The organism is Rhodococcus sp. RD6.2 (assembly GCF_001040705.1).
In the GTDB taxonomy this organism is placed as follows: Bacteria; Actinomycetota; Actinomycetes; order Mycobacteriales; family Mycobacteriaceae; genus Rhodococcus_G.
In genome coordinates, this window is record NZ_CVQP01000005.1 from 719072 (window position 1) to 736549 (window position 17478).

A 17478-nucleotide genomic window follows, 5' to 3' on the forward strand; every position below is an offset into this window, starting at 1 on the left:
CCTCATTCGACACGGTGGTCATGGCCTTGCAGGAGATGGAGCTTGCGCTGGTACTCGTCGTCGTCGATCTCGCCGCGGGCGAGCCGGTGCGCCAGCACCTGCTCCGGTGTGTCGACGTGAGGGCTGGGCAGCTCGGGTGTGTGGGCCAGCCCCCGAACCAGGGCGATCACCACGACGGCGATCGCAACCCAGAACACGACCACCGCGACCATCATGAGCATGTACCCCCATCCGCTCATGGCGTTTCCGTACCAGAACATCATCGACGCGCCTCCGCCCTCACCGGGTGAGCAGAACAGTCTCGTGGGTGGCGTTCTCGATGTCGGCGGAAGTCATCACGATCAGGCGATACGCCAAATCTCTCAGTGCCCGCGCTGTCGCGAGCTCGTCGCCGATCACGGGCACCTGCGGATCGGCCGGATCCCGCCTGGCGAGCCCGATGCCGACGAGCGTTTCGCCACCGATCGTCAAGGATGCCTTCGCCCGCGTCCGGCGGTCGTGTTCATCGATGGCCACCTCGATCGTCCAGCTCTTGTCCGTCATGACATGCTCCTCTCCTCGTGATGGCCTGTCTTCAGCGCGTTGCCCGGTGGAGTGAGTGCAGCGGGCACGGTCTCGCCCGACGATCGCGGCGTCGAACCACCGTCAACGGTCGTGCCGTTGGATTTCGCATCCGCCGGCTGCCCACCGGAGGCCGATTCGCGAGAGAGAAACGCCGTGATTTCGCTGATGGCGCTCATCAGCGGCGCCGGGAACACCACCGTCGTGTTCTTCTCGACTCCCAGTTCGAGCAGCGTCTGCAGGTTGCGCAGCTGCAGGGCGATGGGGTGGGCCATCATCGTGTCCGCAGCCTCACCTAGTGCCGCGGCGGCGTTGGCTTCCCCCTCCGCAGCAATGATCTTCGCCCGCTTCTCCCGTTCGGCCTCGGCCTCCCGGGCCATCGCCCGCTTCATGGTCTCGGGCAGCTGGATATCCTTCAACTCGACGAGGGTGACCGCGACGCCCCACTCGAGTGTCGTGGTGTCGAGGATCTCTCGGATGCTCGTGTTGACAACCGCGGTCTGAGCGAGGACCTCGTCGAGTGAGTGCTGCCCTACGACGTTGCGCAGCGTGGTCTGCGCGATCTGATCGATGGCGGCGTCGACGTCCTCGATTGCGACAACCGACCGTTCCGCGTCGACGACCCGGAAGTACGCCACTGCGGCCACGTCCACGCTGACGTTGTCGCGAGTGATGATGCCCTGGGACTGAATCGGCATCGTGACGATCCGCATCGACACCTTCGTGAGCGTGTCGACGATAGGAATGATCAACCGCAGGCCAGGCTCGTGGACGGCAATGATTCTGCCGAGCCGAAAGTGCACGCCCTTCTCATACTGCTTCACCACCCGGATCGACGCTGCCAGGAGCAGCGCAACGGCGACAGCGACAACGATGGCGGCGATGACAGCATTCACCGGACCCCGACCTCTCGCGAGACAATTCCGACTTCCAGTGAACCGGTCAACGCCGGCAGGCGGCAGGGCCCAATGTCACAACCCGGGACGACTTCGGCACTCGTCCGGGATTGCTGACAGACAGGGACGTCGTTGCGTGGTGGCCGACTACCAGTGCCCTTCACCCAAGTCGGCCTCTCACGGCACATCAGAAGGCCACCGGTGCAGAAGTCACCTCAGGAATCCCCTGCCTTCGACGTCGAGCGCTTCCGCTACGGCCGCCGCGGCTCCTACCCCTGGCGTCGGCCCACGCGTACTTCCAGGACGCTGTCAATCGCACGGCGCGGAGTCCGCGGCGGCGGGGGCGAGCATGCGGTGCCGATCCGCACCAGTACTTGCGGATACCGGCGGCCGACGAGCTCGGCCAGCATCGCCCGCGGCGACGGTAGCTCCACTACGTGTGACACGGTGCAGGTCGACAGGCCCTGCATGGTGCATTCGAGCAGCACGGCCGACAGTGCGTACCCGCAGTCGAGCAAAGTAGGGGCCGCATCATCATCGGTCGACAACACCGCGATCCGGGCCGCGTCGTCTACGTCGGGATCTGGGGACTCCGCTGTCCCGGCGGGGAACTCCCTGTCGAGCGGAACACGACCACGGTCGTCGGCAGAGGGACGAGCCGACGCGGGGACTCCGGCGCCATCCTGATCCAATCCGGTGCTCCACCAGTTCAGCTCGCTACCGTACTGCGGGTCGTAGCGTCGCAATCGCATCGTCAGCTCCGAGATCCGCTGCAACTCGCCGACGCCAGTGTCATCCAGAAAGGTGACGCTTGTGTGGGATCTGTGCCCGAGGAACTCCAATACCGTCGGCGTCGTCACCCATTCGGGCGGTGGGTTCATCGGCATCCGGTCGCTGTATCGCCGGTCGATCGCCGCGCCCATCAGTTGTTCGGGTTCTCTGAGCGCATGTGGCGACACCGGCTGCACCGAGGCGACGTGTGTTCGCGCTGTCGGCTCGGGGAAGCGTGAAGTCCGGATGTCCCACCCTGCTGCGGCCCACGCGACTTCGGAGTGATGCAACACCACCCCGCAACCGAGGATTCCCTCCCGGTTGAACGTATCGGTGGCAGGCAGCAACCTCGTGGAATCCACCCTCAGTTCGGCCGCGGATCCGTCCCAATACCAGTGCCAGGGCTGACTGTTGTGCAGCGACGGCGCACGCGTCGCACGGTTGAAGACTGCACGCACAGTTGCCGGGTCAGGGACTTGTTCGATCGTCATCGATGGCCTCGTCCATGTCGGTAGACGCAATGCCAGTGGGCTGCTGGCGCCGATGCCGCCTGCCACAGCAGGGCGACCGAGATCGCGCTACCTGGTCCTGAATACGACCAGATCTTCGTGCGTGTACTGCCCGAGCGAGGGTGAGCATTGGACCCAGCCCCGAATCGGACCTACCTCAATACCTACCAGAAACTGACCATTGGCACCCGGCGCCGAACCTCTGGCGGGTCAGCCCTGCCAGGATCAGGGCGCCCAGCACGCAGATGAGTCCGCTTTGCTCAGGATGGTGCGCGCGGTGTGTTCATCGCGTGATCAACCCTCACGGCCCCCCGAACACCGAAGACGAGTTCGGGCGCACCGGCCACCCGTTCCCTCGGATGCAACTGCTGCTGCAGTGAGGCGACTCCCCTGTCGTCGAGAGTGCCACCGTGGATCTGGCAGGCCCAGTCGAATCGTTCCGTGGACCAGGCAATCTGGTGGCCATGAGTCTTGTTCGCCCACGGCTCGACCGATCGTGGCCGTCGGGTGAGCCAGCCGGCATCCCGCCCGAGCGGCGCCGCGAACGCGCCTTCCGGTCTGTCGGTTCGATCTACGAGCCGTGGGGTGAGGTCCGTCAACACCGGCACCCGGATGGGTTCGGCGGTCACCTCCTCGCGAAACCACTGCATGGATGCCTTCCAGTGAGAGGCCGGTGGACCACCGCGGCCGGCCCGGACACGGGACTCGTCGTCCGTGACCACCGGGCCGTTCCAGACGAACAGGTCCGGATCGTCGCACTTCCCCAGTTCGAGGTCGGTGTACTCGGCGCCGGCGACACCGTCGCCGGAGTGCTGCGCCAGCACCGTTCCCGTGTCGGCGTCGACGACCAGCCGCAACGAGGGCTTCGGCATGTTGCGGCTCTCGCCTGGCGCCAGATCCACCGCCCAGCAGCGCCTCCCGAGAAACTCGATATCGGTCACCGGCCCCAGGGGCCGCGCATGACGGTCACCGACCCAGTGCCCGACAGGTGGGGTGATCACCAGAGATCGCCCCGCACCGGGACTGTGCACCTGCCGTAGATCGGTGCGGCGCGGAGTATCCGCGTCGGAGGTGAAATCCCAGGCGTCTACTCCGTCGCTGACGAACAGCACCTGCCCGTCGAGCGATTCGATCCGAGATCGTCGCCCCCACCGAAAGAGTCGTACACCCTCGCGCCGCACCGGCAGGAAGACAGGCTCCTCCCCGTGGTTCGCCATGTAGTAGTGGAACGGTTCGTCGGAGTTGCGGTATGGAACGATCACACCACTGACGGGCTGCTGAGGTCCGTCCGCCATGGCCACCAGCACCTGCACCCATTCAGTCATCACTACCTCCATCGCTGTCGGATCGAAAAGTCGGTCTCATCGAAAAGCCAAGGAGCACACGGCTGGTGCCGCCTCCCATACGGTCACGGCCGGTCACTCAGACGTACAGCACGCCGTCGACGGCCTCCGAGACCGGCGGGTAGGCACGCGTACCGGCCTGCTCCATCAACTCGGGTCGGACGTACCCCAGGAAGCGTTCGAGCCGGATGCCCTGTTCGTCGTAGAGGTTCAACCGCGCCACCAGCATCACGTTCGGGTAATCGCAGTGCCGGAACCGCACGTGGATCCGTCCGTGGGGCCACCGCCCGACGTAGGCGGCAGTCACCTCGTCGACCTCGTCCGAGAAGCGAACTCCATCGAGGCCCCGCAGGCAGTACCGCACGTACGCGTCATGATCGAGCGGCTCCAGCCCCACCGGCCAGCATCGATCGGTGATGTCCACCCCGCTGGTCGGCAAGGATCGGACCTCGCCGCTCAGGTCCGCGGCGAGCACCGTTCTGCCCGATTCCGCGAAAGGTTCTGGTGTGGCGACGAGCCACAATCGTCCTGCTCCCGCTGCCCCGTGCGCCACCCTCACCCCAGGTAGCTCGAACGCCGTCACCGGCTCCGACGATCCCCCGTCGTCGTAGACCCTGACGGCCGTCCGGCCACCAGCGCGACGATCCACGCCCCAGTACCAACGCAACTCTCCGTCAAAGGCCCGCTTGCGCCGGTGCGCCTCGTTGTACGACTGGTCGGCGTATTCGCCGGTGCACTCGACCGACCGACGCATCAGGCAGGGATGGGTCGCGGGCCCGATCCTCCGAGGAATCGCGGCGTTCAGAGGGACCTGCAGCACCGACGACTGGTAGTGCAGCTCGAAACCGGTGCGTGAGCCCGGTGATTCGGCATGGACCGGCTCCCGCGTCCAGGGTTCGTGTTCCACACCGACGAACAGTGACGCTTCGTCGAACTCGACCGACACGATCGCCGCAGCATCGACCTCGACGCGGCTCATGCCGCCGGCCGGGGTCGCCACCAGAAATGTCGGCCGTGACAGCACTGGCCGCGGAGGACAGTCAACTGCGGAAGCGACGTCCCGGCGACGTCGGACCTGCGGCAGACACCACGCCCCGGCCGGCCCTGCGCAGAGCAGGCGACCGCCTTCGGCGTATTCCACACGGTCGATTCCTTCGGCGCCGACATGCACCAATGGCCCGTCCCGATGGTTCTGCACCCACAGTCCGGTGGCATCGGCCACGATCTCGGGTTGCCCGGAACCCGGAGGCGCCGGGGGTAGATCCGCCCACGAGACCAGGCCCCCGAGCTCGCCTGTGCGTGGATCGACCAACGCCGCAACCGGCTGACTTTCGTCGACCACCCACAGGGTGTCATTTGCGAAGAACACATACCGAGGGCGCAACATCCTGCGCACCGGAGTTGGTTCGATCATCGCCCATCGCTCCCGCTGACTCCGCCCGAAGACGAAGAGAGCGACCTTACACCGCGTCTCCCCCTGCGCCCACCCACGCATGTGCATTAGCGCTAATGTAATCTCGGTTCATGCTGGCACCGCCCTCCCCCGGACTCGGCGAACTCCTTCGATACGTCGGCGAACTCGTCGACCGAGGCGCCGAAGAGGTGTACGCCTCGCTCGGGCTGTCGTACCGCGCCCGCTACACGCCAGTGCTGCGGGCGATAGCCGACGGAGCCGCGACCGTCACCGACATCACCACCCGGCTGCACCTCACTCAGGGGGCGATCAGCCAGACGGTCGGACTGATGGTCACCGACGGACTGATCCAACGGACGAAACTGCCGGACGGCCGCCAGAGCGGACTGAGCCTGACCGACAAGGGCAGCGACCTCGTCGATCAGCTCACTCCTCACTGGGAGGTCACCTTCGACGCGATTGCAGGGCTCGAGCAGGAGATTCACCACCCGCTGCGGCGCATCCTCTCCGACACCGCGGCAGCACTCGAAAGCAGGAACTTCGCCGACCGGATCCGTCAGGCACTCCAGGACAGGATCGAACGGGACGCGGCAACGGCGACGTCCGAGAGCACGGCCTCGACGAACTGGTTCGACCGAGTAGGTCAGGCGTACGCACAGTTTCGGCCGGTCTACCCGGAGCGGCTGGCGATGTTCCTGGCCTCGCTGGCACCGTCCGCCGACCTCGCCGTCGACGTGGGCTGCGGATCCGGGCAGCTGACGAGCAGGCTCGCTCCGTACTTCGACGAGACGATCGGCCTCGACCCCAGCGCCCAGCAGCTCGAGAACACGCGGCCGCAGGAGCGGGTTCGGTACGTACAGGCGCCGGCCGAGAAGCTTCCCGTGCCCGACCACAGCGCCTCGTTGATCACCGCGGCCCAGGCCGCGCATTGGTTCGACCGGCCCGCCTTCTACTCCGAGGTCCGCCGCATCGCCGTCGACAATGCCGTGCTGGCACTGGTCAGCTACGGCGTCATGCGACTCGAATCCGACCTCGCAGACCGGTTCGACCGCTTCTACCACCAGGAGATCGACCCCTACTGGCCGCCGGAACGCGCACTCGTCGACAGCGGATACGCGGACATCGACTTCCCGTTCGAGCAGTACCCGGCGCCGCCAATGGAGATCACCGAGAACTGGACGCTGAGCCAGGTTCTGGGCTACATCTCGACATGGTCGGCCGTTCGGCAAGTCGAGAACGCAGGCAAACCGGAAATCCTGCACGCCTTCGCCACCGACCTCGCTGCAGACTGGGGCAACCCGGCGGCGACGCGGCGCGTCACCTGGCCCGTCACCATGAAGCTCGGGATCGTGGCACCCCTGGTCCGACACGAATGACACGCGGTACACTTGCGGCACCACAGGAGGTGGTTGCCGTGCTCACCAACCGAGATTCCGCCCGCGACTCGATCCATGCACTATCCGACCAGGACCTCGTCGCCCTGCTCGCCGAGGAGTTCTCGCGCCGCCCGACCCTGCGTCCGGTACGCGACGACGTGACGGCACTGCTCGCCATGAGCCCCACCCTCGCGCTGGCACAGGAACACGCCGTGGCGAACCCGGCCGCTGCGGCCGTGGCCCGCACCCGCATCGTCGCGTCCGCGCTCGGCGCGATCGTCGACCAGCACGACATGCTCGACTCGACTGCGGTCAGTCGCGTCCTCGGCAAGGCAGCCACGAGCAGGAACACCGCCAGTCGCCTCACCGCATCGGGCACCGTGATCGCACTGCCCGCCTCGGGACAGAAGCTCTACCCCGCATTCCAGTTCGACGCCTCCCGTCAGGAGGTCCGCCCCATCGTCCGCGAACTCAACCGACGCCTCGGAGCGAAGGACGACCCGTGGGGCGTCGCCTCGTGGTGGCTCTCTCCCACCGCCTTCGCCGACGACCCACGCTCCCCCGCAGAACTCGCGCTCGCGGGCGACATGGACGAGGAACTCCGCGACATGGCGGACGACCTCACGCAGGACTGAGAGTGGCGGCACATCACCCGGATCCGCCCTCTCCCCTGCCCGCAGCCCTGGTCGTGACCGTTCCGGCCGGAACATCGCTGTGGCGCATACACAGTGCCACTCGAGGCGCTGCCGACCTCAACCCGACACCGAGCCCTCGGGCGCGCAGGGGCGGGCGCTTCGACAGCCTCGACGGCACCTACTCGTACACGTATGTCGGCGACAGTCCCGCCGCCGCCGTGGCCGAAACCCTGTGCCGCAACCTGCCTGTCAACCAGTCCCCTCGACTGATCCCCCGTGTCCAGATCGCCGGCCGCGTCCTCAGCGAACTTCGCACGATGCGGGCCCTACGTGTCGTCGACCTCACCGGCACCGGCGCGGCCCGCATCAACGCCGACGTGTGGTTGACCAAGTGCGACCAGTCCGGCTACCTGCACACCCGACTGTGGGCCGCAGCGATCCTCGCCGCCAACCCCGGCGTCGACGGCATCCAGTTCCGTCCGCGTCACGACGAGAACACCCTGTCGTGGGCACTAGTCGGCGCTCCCACCACTCGAACACACCCGGGTCTCACCCCCGTAAGCGGTGTCGTTCCGCTCGACTCGAGCGACGGTCACTACCTCCTCGGTGCACTCCTCACACCGCACAACGCTGCGCTGGGACCATAGGTCGGCCGCGCGGTACGTCATCCGATCGCGAAACGGCGGGTCGCCCGTCAGGGCGGCTTGTGTCGTTCGGGTGGCGAGTCGGGTTGACCCCCAATTGCCGATAAGCTGCCTTATGACATTATTGATGGGAGCGCGGTCACGCTGTTTCCGTGAAAAGCCAGGTCAGAGCGCTCTGGCGCGGGCTGCGGCCTCTCGGTACTCGACGCGATTGTGAGCGATGTGCGAGTCGACCCGCATGTGATCCCGCATCGTCGGAATCGCCGCGATGTCGTCGAGTTCGATCCCCCGCCGCAGTAGCCACGACTGCACCTCGCCCCACAGCCACAGCTGCCCCAGCGTCAGGTTGAACGGCGACGGGAACGGATCATCCTGGTGGCGTTGCCCATTGACCCACAGGGCCACCGCCTGCCGCGTGCACCCTGCGCGCTCGGCAATCAGTCTGCGGTTCACCAGATCCGGCTGGGTGCGCTCGACATCGACACCGACTGCGCTCAGGCTCGCAACCAGGTCAACCCCCGCGGCGTAGCCGCGGATGGCGTGTGCGGTCGCCGTAACCACGTGCAGCGGACCGTGATCCGCGACCTCCGCACCGAGTTCGCCCCGGACGCGGTCCTCGACGCGAATCGGCAGGACCGACGTGACGAACGAGTACCGGAACGGGCGCGAGTTCGACTCCACGCCGCAACCCTAGCGTCGACCGTCTTCGGTGTTGACGATCGTCAACACAGGGGTCGGTCGACTGTCGAGTCGACGAGATCCCCTCCCCCAGCGACCACCCGTCTGGTCAGCCGGTCGTCTGGTGGTGCCGAGCCGGACTCGCTCAGCACCACAACACGGCTGGAGTGATTCTTCCTATCAGGACGTGATGCTGATCGGCCCCGGGGTCCAGAGTCCGGATCGGGGTACGGATCTGCGCCGGTCCGGCAGTGCGGTCGATCGGCACGAACTGCTCCAGCGAGCCCCAGTCCCGATCCCAGTCGCCGCCGGCATCGGCATCACGGCGATGACCGGGGCCGGGGTCGGGGTCGGGGTGGCGAGGACGGCGCCGCAGATGCGCTTGGCGAGTGCTCCGGCAGCGCCGAGGAGGTCACTGCGCGAGAGCGTGGTGTCGCCGATCCGAACGGCGTCTGGGAGATCGTCGCCGCGAGCGACGGCGAGGGCGTCTAGTGATCGAAGCAGTACCAGCCCAGCGTCTCACACCGCGGGTTCGGCAAAGGGCAACACAACGGTGCCCGAGCCGCAACCATGGAATCAAGTTGATCGGGTACACCCGTGGCGACGGATCTGATCCAGGCCGCCGGACCCGGCGCTCGATGCGCCGGACCCGGCGGTGCGGGTCAATCCGGGACGGTGATCCGCCCGTCCAGGACGGCCTTGTGGATCGATTCGCGCAGCGCCGAACACCTTCCGACGTGGGCGCCGCGCAGCGTCAGCGTCGGATCCTGCTGGAACTCCTCGCAGATGGCCTCCGGGTGATCGGTGTTCCACTGCACCGACGTGTGCTGCCAGCTGTTCTTCTCGACGAGGACGCGATTGCCGCAGCGCTCGCAGTCGACCGGCTGCATCAGGCCGACGCCTCCGCCTCGGCCTTGCGGGCGAGGTTCCCCTCGACCTCCTTCTTCCACGCCTCGACCGGCTTGGTGGTGTCGAGCTCGAACTCGAAGCGGTCCACCATGTCCGGGGTGATGTCCGCGACGTCGACGTAGAACTGCTCGTACCAGCGGCGTAGCTGGTAGACCGGGCCGTCCTCGCTGCACAGCAGCGGGTTCTCGATGCGGGTCTTGTTCTTCCAGATCTCGACGTCCTGCTCGAATCCCATGCCGATGTAGCCGACCATCGCCTCGACCAGCTGGTCGGCGATGCCCGCGGGCACCTGCTCGGTCTTCTTGACCGCGATGCCGTACATGAGCACGAACTTGTCGGGGCTGACCGGGTAGTGGCAGTTGATCAACATCGACTCGACCTCGTACTTGTCGTACACGTAGACCAGGTCGTCGGTCATGAACGAGGGCCCGTAGTACGCGGCGACCGACCGGTTGCCGAGCAGCTTCGGGACGTCGGGGTCGTCCCACTCGACGACATCCTCGCGGCTCTCACCCGACTGCTCCTGGATGGCGATGTGACCCTCGAAGATGTTCTTGAAGTAGGTCGGCATGCCGTAGTGCACGTAGTAGAAGTGCGCCATGTCCACCACGTTGTCGATGATCTCGCGGCAGTTGGTGTCGATCTCGAGGGTCTTCCACGTCCACTCGGTCCACTCGGCCTCGGGGTCGCGGAAATCCGGGATGGCGACCTCCGGCGGGGGCGGGTTGCCCTCCGGGTCGTGCCAGACGAAGAGCAGCTCGTCCTTCTCCATCGTCTGCCACGCGCGGGTGCGCGCGAGCGGTGGCACCCGGCGGGCGTAGGGGATGTTCGTGCACTTGCCGTTGCCGCCCCAGCGCCAGTCGTGGAACGGGCACGCGATCGAGTCACCCTTGACGGTGCCCTGGCTCAGGTCACCGCCCATGTGCCGGCAGTAGGCGTCGAGGATCTTGATGTCACCGTTGCTGTCGGCGAACACGACGAGCTTGGTCCCGAAAGCCTCGATGGAGTGCGGTTTTCCGTCGCGGAACTCCTCCACCAGCCCGAGGCAGTGCCAGCCACGTGCGAAGCGGGCGGGCGGCGTGCCCTGGTCGATGATGCGAACCTCGTCCGAAATCTCGGTGTCCACGTTGGTCATAAAGCGTCTCCTCGTTCAGCGGCAGGGCTGGGCCGCGGTGATGCCGGTCACAGCTGCTTCTCAATCTCCTTGTACTAGAACGTGTTCTCTAGGACTGTTCCCACCCACCGGGCCATTCTGCTTCCACCGGGTCACTGCCGGACTGCAGTCCCTCTCGAGGGAGGAGCGCAGGAAGAATCCGAGGTTCGCGGGCCGCTCCGCGAGCCTGCACATGAAGTAGCCGTACCACTGGCCGCCGTACGGCAGACAGACCCGCATTTGGGCGCCGAGCCCGGCCAGGCGGAGCTGTTCGCCGTCCCTGATCCCGTGGAGCATCTGGTCTTCGATATCCGCAGTATTCCGCCCGACCCCGCCGCCATCGAGCCCGCCACCGCGATCATCGCCGGGTCGTGGGAGGCCACCATCGGGTAACCGTTGCCCTCCATCAGCACCCGCAGGCAGCGCAGGTTGGAGGCGTCCACCGCGGTGCTGCGGCTTCCAGCAAACGCAGGTTCCAGGCAGCACGACAGGGGCGGTCGACACCGGGTGGGAGCGCAGTAAACGTGGCTGCGCCGGGCAGAATCGGAGCCATGGACGATGATCTGCTCGCCTCGCGGTTCGAGGAGTTCCTGGTGCATCGCAGCACCGCGAAGCCGTCTGCGCACACTGTGAAGGCGCTCCGGCAGGACTTCACCGCGATCGCGAAGGGTCTCGCTGACTTGCACGGCACGACCGTCGACCAGCTCGGGTGCGACGTGGTGACGAAGGACCAGGTGCGGGCGGGTTCACCGCTCGGATCCAGCACCACTGCCCCATCGCTGCCGCCGTCACCGCGCCCGTCGACATCGTGGGGGTCCTGCGCCGGCAACAGTCGGCACCACCGGTCGGCCAAGGACAGCAACAGGTCATCGTCGTTGTCGCGCAACGCGAGCACCTGCCGCCAGATCCGTCGACCCTCGTCAACGACGTCCGCACCAAACGCAGCGTCAACGTCCGCGCGCACCCGCTCCCCCACCCACCGCGGGAGCACCCCTGCGTCGACCTGCGGCAGCACCCGTTCGAGCAGCGCTCGGGCAGATCCCTCGTGCGGCAACGTCACTGCCGCGGCGGAGCGCAGAAACAGTCGTGATCGCGGGCTCCGTCCGATCAGCCGGCGGTGTGCCCGCGCCGTGTCCAGGGCCCACGCCGTCGATGCGGCCGCCATAGACGCCCGCATCCGCGCGGCGGAGGATGCGGGGCGACCTCTGTCGTTGTGGTGAGTGACTTCGGGTTTCGGTGTCCCTATGGACCATTTGCCGGCCGTGAGGGCGCCCGCAGAGGACCCTGGCCGACCGCCCGCCTGTCAGTCGTGTGCGAGGTACGACGGGATCGTTCGGGCGCCGAGCAGCAGCTGCGTCCACCCGAGCGGACCGCCGCCGTAGTGGTCCTGCCAGAGACCGGTCATCACCGCCAGCGGACGATCCGGCGAGATCCGGCATTCGGGAACTTCCGCGACACCGTCGGCGTGCAGCAGCTGGTGCTGACACGGGTGGGTACCGGCGGTCCGGCCGCCGTCTTCATGTCGATCACGGCAAGCGAGCCTGTCCAGACACCGAAAGACCCAAACCCGAATCATCCTCGATCGTGTCGAGAGCCGACGACAGTTGCTGTTCTTGTCATCCCACCGCGGCTAGATACTCGCTGTAGAACAGTCCGAGGCCGACTGCCGATGCGATTGCGGCAACCAGCCAGAACCTGATGATCACGACCGTTTCGGGCCAGCCGCCGAGTTCGAAATGGTGGTGCATCGGGGCCATCCGGAAGACCCGGCGTCGGGAGGATCGGAAGACGGCGACCTGGATCAGGACCGATGCCGCCTCCGCGACGAACAACGCCCCGATTCCCACGGCGAGCAGTTCCGTCCGCGTCGTGATGGACAGGCCCGCGAAGAGGCCTCCCAGCGCGAGCGAACCGGTGTCGCCCATGAAAATCTTCGCGGGAGCTGCGTTCCACCACAGAAATCCGATGCAGGCACCGACACCAGCCGCGCACACGAGTGCCAGGTCGAGCGGGTCGCGCACGTCGTAGCAGCCCACTTCGGGAGCGGTCTCACATGCGTTGCGGTACTGCCAGAATGTGATGAGCACGTAGCTGCCGAGCGCCAGTCCCATCGATCCGGCGGCGAGACCGTCCAGCCCGTCGGTCAGGTTCACCGCATTCGACCACGAGACCACCACTGCGCAGGTGAACAGGACGAATACGATCGCGCCCATCGACAGTGTGGTGTCGCGGACGATGGACAGGTTGGTGCTGCCGGGTGTCAGACCACTACCGCCGCGAAAGTTCAGGGCGAGAACCGCGAAGATCACGGCCGCAGAAATCTGGCCGATGTACTTTCCCGTTGCCTTCAGGCCGAGGTTGCGTTGCTTCCGAAGCTTGATGTAATCGTCCAGGAACCCGACGCCGGCGAGAGCTGTTGTGAGCCCGAGTACCAACAGTCCTGAGGCGGATGGACCGTCGGCGTCGTAGCCGAGGCCGATCAGGTGTGATCCGAGATATCCGGCCCACAGTCCGAGCAGGATCGCGATGCCACCCATCGTGGGAGTTCCACGCTTGGACTGATGACTCGCCGGCCCCTCGACTCTGATCTCCTGGCCGAACCCCTGCCGCGAGAATGCTTTGATCAGAAGCGGTGTCAGCAGGATCGACACCGCCAGTGCAATGCCGGACGCAAAAAGGATCTGCCTCAATTTTCCCCCGAACGGTGCCAGCCCTGCGTTGTCGTCGTAGCTCGACCGAGCGCAGGAGGACAAGGCCAACAGGTCGTTGGGAGCGCCGGCCCCCACCCCAGCGTGTTTCCGCTGCTTCGTGTGGGCTGTCCCCCGGCGGACACGATAGCGGCCCACGCGACACCGCCCGTGCGAACACGACGCGGAGCCCACCGATCAGCGCCGCGTATCGCCACTTTTCACGACACGTCGGCAGATCGACGTCGGCAACGGTGGAATGCTCGCACAAGCTGACGGCTTCCGACTTATATAGCGGTGCGGGGCCGCGTTCGAACCGACGGGTTTCGTAGCGTTCCGTAGGCGACCACAGGGATGACTCGGCGGCTTCCTGCCACCTCACCGGCCGGGAGGTTGGCTCTGAGAGGGTTCTGTCCTCCCTGTGGTCACCGTCCGCGGTCTGGCCCAACAGAGGAACGCCACCCTTCGAGGTGCTGAAAGTCGGAATGCCGACCACGGATACCACCATTCACCTGCACTGAAGGAGAACCGTTCGGTGATCGTGATCGGCATCGACCCACACAAATCCACCCACACCGCGACCGCCGTCGACCCCGGAACCAACACGGATCTGGGGTCGATCCGAATCCGCTCCACCATCGAGGACTATCAGCGGCTTCTCGACTGGGCTCAGCAGTGGCCACAGCGGCAGTGGGCAGTCGAGAACGCCGCAGGTCTCGGGCATCACCTGACCCAATGGCTCCTGGCCAGCAGTGAATCGGTCGTGGACATCCCGCCGACCGCGACCGCCCGGGTGCGGGAGCTCTCCCGCGGCGGTCGACGCAAGAACGACCGCATCGACGCCGCCGCCGCGGCGTGCGTGGCCTTCATGCAGGGCGACTTCCGGCCTGTCGCTCCGGAGGATCACACTGACGTGCTGCGCCTGATCGACGAGCGCCGCCGCGACCTGGTCGTCCAGAACGGCCGGCTGGTCAACCAACTCCATGCCGTCCTGCGGGAGCTGCTCCCCGGCGGCATCGAAACGAAGTTCGACACCGAGGACGCCGCACTCGAACTGAGGCGCTTCCAGCCCGCCACGGACGCCGACGCGATGCGCAAGACACTCGCCCTCGAAGTGGTCGGCGACCTGCGCAGACTCCGATTTCAGATCGACGACCTCGCCGAACGCATCGAGGCGGTCCTCGAGTCCTGTGAATCCACGCTGACCGACATCCACGGCGTCGGCCCGATCATGGCCGGCCGCATCCTCGCCCGAACCGGCAACCCGTTCCGGTTCAGCGGCGAGTCGGCCTTCGCGATGTATACCGGCACCGCACCGATCGAGATCTCCAGTGCCGACAAGAACCGACATCGACTCTCGCGCTCGGGCGACCGCCAGCTTAACGCCGCCATCCACGTCATCGCCGTCGCTCAAGCCCGCCGCCCTGGAAACATCGGATACGTCTACTACCAGCGAAAACTATCCGAAGGGAAGACTGCTCGCGAGGCGCAACGCTGCCTCAAACGCCAGATCGCCAGACTCCTGTGGCGCACAATGTGCGCCGACCACGACCGCTACATCGGACGTCAATCTCTGGAGGAGGTACCCGTGGCATAAGCGTCAGCGTGCCTAGAATCCACCTCTTCAGGAGTACTCCGGATCACCGCTGCCGGTGATCCCGCGGCGACGACGTGGTCAGGTATATCGCGTAGAACCACGCTCCCGGCGCCGATGACTACGTTGCGGCCGATCGAGACCCCAGCGCCGATAGTGACTGAGGCACCGAGCCAGGTGTTCTCGCCGATGGCGATCGGAGCGGCTCGTTCCCACCCCTCACGGCGCCGGCGATGGTCGTCGACAGGATGCAGCGCCGTCATCAACTGAGCACCGGGACCGATCCTGACGTGCGCACCGATCGTGATCGTCGCGTCGTCCATGAAGAACGCATTGGCGTTGACGAAGGCATTCGCTCCGAGCCGGATGTTGTATCCGTAGCTGCATTGGAATCGCGGCATCACGAAGGCTCCGTCGCCGAACTCGCCGAGCAACTTGGTGAGAACCTGCGCCCGCGTGGTTGCGTCGTCAGCCGCTGCGCCGTTGAAGCAATCGAGCTGTCGCCAACAGTCCAGACGATGCTGCCGAAGCTCCTCGTCGTCGAGGTACCACTCACCACGTGCAAGGCGGTCCGCTTGTTCTCCCACAGGCCGATTGTGGCAGACCGAACCAATGCGTGACACGCCACAATCTTGGCCTATCGAGAGGATGGTGCGGGCCGGTGCTTCCCCGGGCATGCGCCCCATCGGCCCGCACCAAGTGTGCGAAGCGCCCAGGTTGGCAGTGTTCGAACGATCGGTCCTCTTGACGAATACAGAGGAACCCTCAGCTACCGCCCGGGCATCGGCTACCTTCAACCGATGCGTCGACCCGTAGCAGTGCTCGGACTTGCAGTCGGGCTGGCCGTCTGTGCCGCGGCCTTCCTCGTGACTTCGCCGCACGCCCTCTGTTCCGGCCACCGGTTTCCTCCGTGGCCCGAGTTCGGTTGGACCGCCTACGGTTACTCCACGGATTTCACGCGAGCCTGGTCACCTGTCGTGACTGCAAACTGTCGACTGGTGTACTCGGATGGGCATGAGGCCTCGGCGTTCCTGATCGACTGGCCAGCCAACCTCTTGGCACTAACGGGACTCGTCGTCATGACTGTCTCGGCGCTGGCTTGGTTCCGCTCGCGCCATGCCTTCGTCTAGTAGCCGAATGCACGAAACGGTGCGGGTCGACGCTTCCTTCGTCGGCCCGAACCGAGATCATGCGGCCCGTGTTCGAACGATCCTGGGGTTGACAGCACACACAGGAACCCTCCGGCGCGGCCGTGTCGGCCACCTCCGGCACAATCGAACACGTGGCCGAACATCTGGACGACTGGTTCGAGGAGTTCCTCGTGTACCGGAGCACCGCCAAGCCGTCACCGAACACGCTGCGCGCCTACCGGCAGGACTATCGCATCGTGGCCGAGACCCTGGCTCGGACCGCGGGTGTTCGACCCGACCGCCTCACTCCCGCCGTCATCGACAAGGGACGCATGCGCACCGCGTTCGCCGAGTACGCGGACACCCGCCAGCCGGCGTCCATTCGGCGGTGCTGGTCGACGTGGAACATGCTGTGCGACTTCCTGTTCGCCGCCGATGCGATCGTGGCGAATCCCATGTCGTCGGTGTTGCGACCCAAGGCACCCAGGACCGTACCCAAGGCGTTCCACGCCGATTCCGTCGAACGCCTCGTGACCACCCTGCAGGCACCCGACGACGGCGCGCGCGCGTGGCCGCAGCGCGACCTGGCGCTGATCCTCACCGGCTTGCTGACGGGACTGCGGTCGGCGGAACTCATCGCGATCGACCTGGGAGACCTCCGTGATTCCGCCGGCGACAGCGCCGCGAACGCGAAGGTGATCCACGTCCACGGCAAGGGCAACAAGCAGCGGGTGGTGACCGTCGAACCGGTCGTCGTCGATGTGCTCGGCGACTATCTGGACAGTCGCGCACGGCGCTTTCCGGCGACGACGCGCAGGCGCGCGGCGACGGATCCATGGCAGCGCTTCGCCCCCACCGACCCGATGTTCGTCGGTGGGGACGGGGCGCGTATCACCCGGGGCACGCTGCAGTATCGCGTCGAGCGCGCCTACCGGAGAGCAGGCATCAACGGCGATCGAGCGAAAGGCGCTCTGGTACACCAGCTTCGACACACCTTCGCGACAGCGATGGCGGATCAGAACGTGAGCGTCTACACCTTGATGCGGATGCTCGGCCACGAGTCGATGACGACCACCCAGCGGTACACGTCGGGGGCGGGTACCGAGGTTCGCGGCGCGGCGGCGCTGAACCCGGCGTACGGCCTCGTGAGCCGTTCCGCCGGGCGTTCACCGTCCTGA

General features: G+C 66.2%; 17 protein-coding genes and 3 pseudogenes. 6 read left to right on the plus strand and 14 right to left on the minus strand.

The window, feature by feature from the left end:
• Positions 1 to 2 precede the first annotated feature (2 nt).
• The 6 genes from RHCRD62_RS09685 to RHCRD62_RS09710 all read right to left on the minus strand — a co-directional run bounded on the left by RHCRD62_RS09685 (position 3) and on the right by RHCRD62_RS09710 (position 5080).
• The gene (locus RHCRD62_RS09685) at positions 3 to 239 is read right to left on the minus strand and encodes an SHOCT domain-containing protein (RefSeq protein WP_253277255.1); all 237 of its coding nucleotides are present in this window, start codon (positions 237 to 239) and stop codon (positions 3 to 5) included.
• Between the two features lie 40 nt (positions 240 to 279).
• The gene (locus RHCRD62_RS09690) at positions 280 to 543 is read right to left on the minus strand and encodes a DUF1876 domain-containing protein (RefSeq protein WP_050064438.1); all 264 of its coding nucleotides are present in this window, start codon (positions 541 to 543) and stop codon (positions 280 to 282) included.
• Positions 540 to 1457 (minus strand): slipin family protein, encoded by a 918-nt coding sequence (locus RHCRD62_RS09695; protein WP_084734161.1) that lies wholly within the window; start codon positions 1455 to 1457, stop codon positions 540 to 542. Before RHCRD62_RS09695 ends, RHCRD62_RS09690 begins: the two co-directional genes overlap by 4 nt.
• 269 nt (positions 1458 to 1726) lie before the next feature.
• Positions 1727 to 2719, minus strand: coding sequence for an Acg family FMN-binding oxidoreductase (locus RHCRD62_RS09700; protein ID WP_084734162.1), 993 nt, complete (start codon positions 2717 to 2719; stop codon positions 1727 to 1729).
• 278 nt (positions 2720 to 2997) lie between these two features.
• Positions 2998 to 4062, minus strand: a complete 1065-nt coding sequence (locus RHCRD62_RS09705; RefSeq protein ID WP_050064585.1) for a hypothetical protein — start codon at positions 4060 to 4062, stop codon at positions 2998 to 3000.
• Between the two features lie 97 nt (positions 4063 to 4159).
• Complete coding sequence (locus RHCRD62_RS09710; RefSeq protein WP_157050855.1) at positions 4160 to 5080, minus strand: hypothetical protein; 921 nt, start codon at positions 5078 to 5080, stop codon at positions 4160 to 4162.
• Between the two features lie 524 nt (positions 5081 to 5604).
• Here RHCRD62_RS09710 and RHCRD62_RS26170 point away from each other — a divergent pair.
• Genes RHCRD62_RS26170 through RHCRD62_RS09725 form a run of 3 tightly spaced genes read left to right on the plus strand, consistent with a single transcriptional unit; the run spans position 5605 to position 8152 of the window.
• Positions 5605 to 6870, plus strand: coding sequence for a methyltransferase domain-containing protein (locus RHCRD62_RS26170; RefSeq protein ID WP_084734163.1), 1266 nt, complete (start codon positions 5605 to 5607; stop codon positions 6868 to 6870).
• Positions 6871 to 6908: 38 nt separating this feature from the next.
• A complete protein-coding gene (locus tag RHCRD62_RS09720; protein ID WP_050064587.1) occupies positions 6909 to 7505 on the plus strand; it encodes a hypothetical protein in 597 nt (198 codons plus the stop codon).
• Positions 7506 to 7507: 2 nt separating this feature from the next.
• Positions 7508 to 8152, plus strand: a complete 645-nt coding sequence (locus RHCRD62_RS09725) for an RES family NAD+ phosphorylase (protein WP_050064440.1) — start codon at positions 7508 to 7510, stop codon at positions 8150 to 8152.
• Positions 8153 to 8314: 162 nt separating this feature from the next.
• Here RHCRD62_RS09725 and RHCRD62_RS09730 read toward each other — a convergent pair whose 3' ends face one another.
• From RHCRD62_RS09730 to RHCRD62_RS26380, 5 genes and pseudogenes are all read right to left on the minus strand, one after another.
• Complete coding sequence (locus tag RHCRD62_RS09730) at positions 8315 to 8830, minus strand: hypothetical protein (RefSeq protein ID WP_050064441.1); 516 nt, start codon at positions 8828 to 8830, stop codon at positions 8315 to 8317.
• Positions 8831 to 9169: 339 nt separating this feature from the next.
• Positions 9170 to 9337: pseudogene (locus RHCRD62_RS26375) on the minus strand (acyl-CoA synthetase); the annotation flags it as partial.
• 152 nt (positions 9338 to 9489) lie between these two features.
• The gene (locus RHCRD62_RS09735; protein ID WP_050064442.1) at positions 9490 to 9717 is read right to left on the minus strand and encodes a hypothetical protein; all 228 of its coding nucleotides are present in this window, start codon (positions 9715 to 9717) and stop codon (positions 9490 to 9492) included.
• A complete protein-coding gene (locus RHCRD62_RS09740; RefSeq protein ID WP_050064443.1) occupies positions 9717 to 10871 on the minus strand; it encodes a 3-ketosteroid-9-alpha-monooxygenase, oxygenase component in 1155 nt (384 codons plus the stop codon). The genes RHCRD62_RS09735 and RHCRD62_RS09740 overlap by 1 nt, the downstream gene beginning before the upstream one ends.
• A gap of 162 nt (positions 10872 to 11033) precedes the next feature.
• A pseudogene (locus tag RHCRD62_RS26380) lies at positions 11034 to 11332 on the minus strand (proline dehydrogenase family protein); the annotation flags it as partial.
• 266 nt (positions 11333 to 11598) lie between these two features.
• On the opposite strand from RHCRD62_RS26380, the gene RHCRD62_RS25780 reads away from it, so the two are divergent.
• Complete coding sequence (locus RHCRD62_RS25780; RefSeq protein ID WP_157050856.1) at positions 11599 to 11979, plus strand: hypothetical protein; 381 nt, start codon at positions 11599 to 11601, stop codon at positions 11977 to 11979.
• A 225-nt stretch (positions 11980 to 12204) separates the two neighbouring features.
• On the opposite strand, the pseudogene RHCRD62_RS26385 reads toward RHCRD62_RS25780, so the two are convergent.
• Together RHCRD62_RS26385 and mraY are read right to left on the minus strand one after the other, a co-directional pair.
• Positions 12205 to 12378 (minus strand): annotated as a pseudogene (locus RHCRD62_RS26385) (arabinosyltransferase C-terminal domain-containing protein); the annotation flags it as partial.
• Positions 12379 to 12505: 127 nt separating this feature from the next.
• Positions 12506 to 13579: a phospho-N-acetylmuramoyl-pentapeptide-transferase gene (gene mraY / locus RHCRD62_RS09760; protein ID WP_050064588.1), complete on the minus strand. Its 1074-nt coding sequence runs from the start codon at positions 13577 to 13579 to the stop codon at positions 12506 to 12508.
• Positions 13580 to 14111: 532 nt separating this feature from the next.
• On the opposite strand from mraY, the gene RHCRD62_RS09765 reads away from it, so the two are divergent.
• Positions 14112 to 15173 carry an IS110 family RNA-guided transposase gene (locus tag RHCRD62_RS09765; RefSeq protein ID WP_050064447.1) on the plus strand — a complete coding sequence of 354 codons (1062 nt, stop codon included), beginning with the start codon at positions 14112 to 14114 and terminating at the stop codon, positions 15171 to 15173.
• Here the strand turns inward: RHCRD62_RS09765 and RHCRD62_RS09770 are convergent.
• On the minus strand, positions 15143 to 15757 hold the full coding sequence (locus RHCRD62_RS09770; RefSeq protein WP_050064448.1) for a sugar O-acetyltransferase: 615 nt from the start codon (positions 15755 to 15757) through the stop codon (positions 15143 to 15145). The two genes, RHCRD62_RS09765 and RHCRD62_RS09770, sit on opposite strands and share 31 nt — an antisense overlap.
• A 695-nt stretch (positions 15758 to 16452) precedes the next feature.
• Here RHCRD62_RS09770 and RHCRD62_RS09775 point away from each other — a divergent pair.
• Positions 16453 to 17478, plus strand: coding sequence for a tyrosine-type recombinase/integrase (locus RHCRD62_RS09775; protein WP_050064589.1), 1026 nt, complete (start codon positions 16453 to 16455; stop codon positions 17476 to 17478).